The following is a 3,685-nucleotide window of genomic DNA, read 5'->3' as shown; positions in this document are numbered from 1 at the left end:
GTCCAGCACCTGTTGCAAGAGATCGTCCACCTCGTTCATCAACCGGTACATATCATAGTGCGGTCGATACCACTCCAGCATAGTGAATTCAGGGTTGTGATAACGCCCCATCTCTTCATTACGGAAGCTGCGACACAGCTGGAAAACCGGCCCACAACCGGCAACCAGCAGGCGTTTCATATGGTATTCCGGGCTGGTCATTAACCAGAGATTCATCCCCTGCGAATGCCCGGGGCCAACGAAACGCGTCTCAAACGGGACCAAATGAATATCGGTTACCGTCGCCTGGCTCATACAAGGCGTCTCCACCTCCAGCACTCCACGATCGGCAAAGAAACGACGGATCTCCGCCATAATCGCCGCGCGTTTTAATAAGTTAGGAATGGATGCGCTCGGCTGCCAGGATGCCGTTTCGCTCATAGTTAAATCTCCATTTTTTGACAAGGGCACGAAGTCTACTCGCAACGCGGCGGCGAGACAAATTTTACGCAGGTATCAATCAACGGTGGGCGGTGACTAAAAAAAGCACGATCTGATGGTTTAGTAATTAAATTAATCATCTTCAGTGATAATTTAGCCCTCTTGCGCACTAAAAAAATCGATCTCGTCAAATTTCAGACTTATCCATCAGACTATACTGTTGTACCTATAAAGGAGCAGTGGAATAGCGTTCGCAGACCGTAACTTTCAGGCACTTACCCTGAAGTACGGGGCTGTGGGATAAAAACAATCTGGAGGAATGTCGTGCAAACCTTTCAAGCCGATCTTGCCATTGTAGGCGCCGGTGGCGCGGGATTACGTGCTGCAATTGCTGCCGCGCAGGCAAATCCAAATGCAAAAATCGCACTAATCTCAAAAGTATACCCTATGCGTAGCCATACCGTTGCTGCAGAAGGGGGCTCCGCCGCTGTCGCGCAGGATCATGACAGCTTCGAATATCACTTTCACGATACAGTAGCGGGTGGCGACTGGTTGTGTGAGCAGGATGTCGTGGATTATTTCGTCCACCACTGCCCAACCGAAATGACCCAACTGGAACTGTGGGGATGCCCATGGAGCCGTCGCCCGGATGGTAGCGTCAACGTACGTCGCTTCGGCGGCATGAAAATCGAGCGTACCTGGTTCGCCGCCGATAAAACCGGCTTCCATATGCTGCACACGCTGTTCCAGACTTCTCTGCAATTCCCGCAGATCCAGCGTTTTGACGAGCACTTCGTACTGGATATTCTGGTTGATGATGGTCATGTTCGCGGCTTGGTAGCAATGAACATGATGGAAGGCACGCTGGTGCAGATCCGTGCTAACGCGGTCGTTATGGCTACCGGCGGTGCAGGTCGCGTTTATCGTTACAACACCAACGGCGGCATCGTTACCGGTGACGGTATGGGTATGGCGCTAAGCCACGGCGTTCCGCTGCGTGACATGGAATTCGTTCAGTATCACCCAACCGGTCTGCCAGGTTCCGGTATCTTGATGACCGAAGGCTGCCGCGGTGAAGGCGGTATTCTGGTCAACAAAAATGGCTACCGTTATCTGCAAGATTACGGCATGGGTCCGGAAACTCCACTGGGCGAGCCGAAAAACAAATATATGGAACTGGGTCCACGCGACAAAGTTTCTCAGGCCTTCTGGCATGAATGGCGTAAAGGCAACACCATCTCCACACCGCGTGGCGATGTGGTTTACCTCGACCTGCGTCACCTCGGCGAGAAAAAACTGCACGAACGTCTGCCGTTCATCTGCGAACTGGCGAAAGCGTACGTTGGCGTCGATCCGGTTAAAGAACCGATTCCGGTACGTCCGACCGCGCACTACACCATGGGCGGTATCGAAACCGATCAGAACTGTGAAACCCGCATTAAAGGTCTGTTCGCCGTCGGTGAATGTTCCTCTGTTGGTCTGCACGGCGCAAACCGTCTGGGCTCCAACTCGCTGGCGGAACTGGTGGTCTTCGGCCGTCTGGCCGGTGAACAAGCGACAGAGCGTGCAGCAACTGCCGGTAATGGCAACGAAGCGGCAATTGAAGCGCAGGCAGCTGGCGTTGAACAACGTCTGAAAGATCTGGTTAACCAGGATGGCGGCGAAAACTGGGCGAAGATCCGCGACGAAATGGGCCTGGCAATGGAAGAAGGTTGCGGTATCTACCGTACGCCGGAACTGATGCAGAAAACCATCGACAAGCTGGCTGAGCTGCAGGAACGCTTCAAGCGCGTGCGCATCACCGACACCTCCAGCGTGTTCAACACCGACCTGCTCTACACCATTGAACTGGGCCACGGTCTGAACGTTGCTGAATGTATGGCGCACTCCGCAATGGCACGTAAAGAGTCCCGCGGCGCGCACCAGCGTCTGGACGAAGGTTGCACCGAGCGTGACGACGTCAACTTCCTCAAACACACCCTCGCCTTCCGCGATGCTGATGGCACAACTCGCCTGGAGTACAGCGACGTGAAGATTACAACGCTGCCGCCAGCTAAACGCGTTTACGGTGGCGAAGCGGATGCAGCCGATAAGGCGGAAGCAGCCAATAAGAAGGAGAAGGCGAATGGCTGAGATGAAAAACCTGAAAATTGAGGTGGTGCGCTATAACCCGGAAGTCGATACCGCACCGCATAGCGCATTCTATGAAGTGCCTTATGACGCAACTACCTCATTACTGGATGCGCTGGGCTACATCAAAGACAACCTGGCACCGGACCTGAGCTACCGCTGGTCCTGCCGTATGGCGATTTGTGGTTCCTGCGGCATGATGGTTAACAACGTGCCAAAACTGGCATGCAAAACCTTCCTGCGTGACTACACCGACGGTATGAAGGTTGAAGCGTTAGCTAACTTCCCGATTGAACGCGATCTGGTGGTCGATATGGCTCACTTTATCGAAAGTCTGGAAGCGATCAAACCGTACATCATCGGCAACTCCCGCACCGCGGATCAGGGTACTAACATCCAGACCCCGGCGCAGATGGCGAAGTATCACCAGTTCTCCGGTTGCATCAACTGTGGTCTGTGCTACGCCGCGTGCCCGCAGTTTGGCCTGAACCCCGAGTTCATCGGTCCGGCTGCCATTACGCTGGCGCATCGTTATAACGAAGATAGCCGCGACCACGGTAAGAAGGAGCGTATGGCGCAGTTGAACAGCCAGAATGGCGTATGGAGCTGTACTTTCGTGGGCTACTGCTCCGAAGTCTGCCCGAAACACGTCGATCCGGCTGCGGCCATTCAGCAGGGCAAAGTAGAAAGTTCGAAAGACTTTCTTATCGCGACCCTGAAACCACGCTAAGGAGTGCAACATGACGACTAAACGTAAACCGTATGTACGGCCAATGACGTCCACCTGGTGGAAAAAATTGCCGTTTTATCGCTTTTACATGCTGCGCGAAGGCACGGCAGTTCCGGCTGTGTGGTTCAGCATTGAACTGATTTTCGGGCTGTTTGCCTTGAAAAATGGCCCGGAAGCCTGGGCGGGATTCGTCGACTTTTTACAAAACCCGGTTATCGTGATCATTAACCTGATCACTCTGGCAGCAGCTCTGCTGCACACCAAAACCTGGTTTGAGCTGGCACCGAAAGCGGCCAATATCATTGTAAAAGACGAAAAAATGGGACCAGAGCCAATTATCAAAAGTCTCTGGGCGGTAACCGTGGTTGCCACCATCGTAATCCTGTTTGTTGCCCTGTACTGGTA

The 3,685-nt window shown here is 53.5% G+C and carries 4 protein-coding genes; 3 read left to right on the top strand and 1 reads right to left on the bottom strand.

Annotated elements, in window-relative coordinates:
- Positions 1-420 (bottom strand): elongation factor P--(R)-beta-lysine ligase (gene epmA / locus ATB02_RS25275; protein ID WP_105272386.1); only part of this gene is annotated, 420 nt, incomplete at its 3' end.
- A 324-nt stretch (positions 421-744) separates the two neighbouring features.
- Here epmA and frdA point away from each other — a divergent pair.
- The 3 genes from frdA to frdC all read left to right on the top strand — a co-directional run.
- Positions 745-2,553, top strand: a complete 1,809-nt coding sequence (gene frdA, locus ATB02_RS25270; RefSeq protein WP_001192973.1) for a fumarate reductase (quinol) flavoprotein subunit — start codon at positions 745-747, stop codon at positions 2,551-2,553.
- Positions 2,546-3,280, top strand: a complete 735-nt coding sequence (gene frdB / locus ATB02_RS25265) for a fumarate reductase iron-sulfur protein (protein WP_105272385.1) — start codon at positions 2,546-2,548, stop codon at positions 3,278-3,280. Before frdA ends, frdB begins: the two co-directional genes overlap by 8 nt.
- A gap of 10 nt (positions 3,281-3,290) precedes the next feature.
- On the top strand, positions 3,291-3,685 hold a 395-nt coding region (gene frdC / locus ATB02_RS25260), incomplete at its 3' end, for a fumarate reductase subunit FrdC (protein ID WP_000208757.1).

This window comes from Escherichia sp. MOD1-EC5189 (assembly GCF_002966045.1).
Taxonomy (GTDB): Bacteria; Pseudomonadota; Gammaproteobacteria; order Enterobacterales; family Enterobacteriaceae; genus Escherichia; species Escherichia coli_F.
This window is presented reverse-complemented; position numbering and strand designations above follow the sequence as displayed.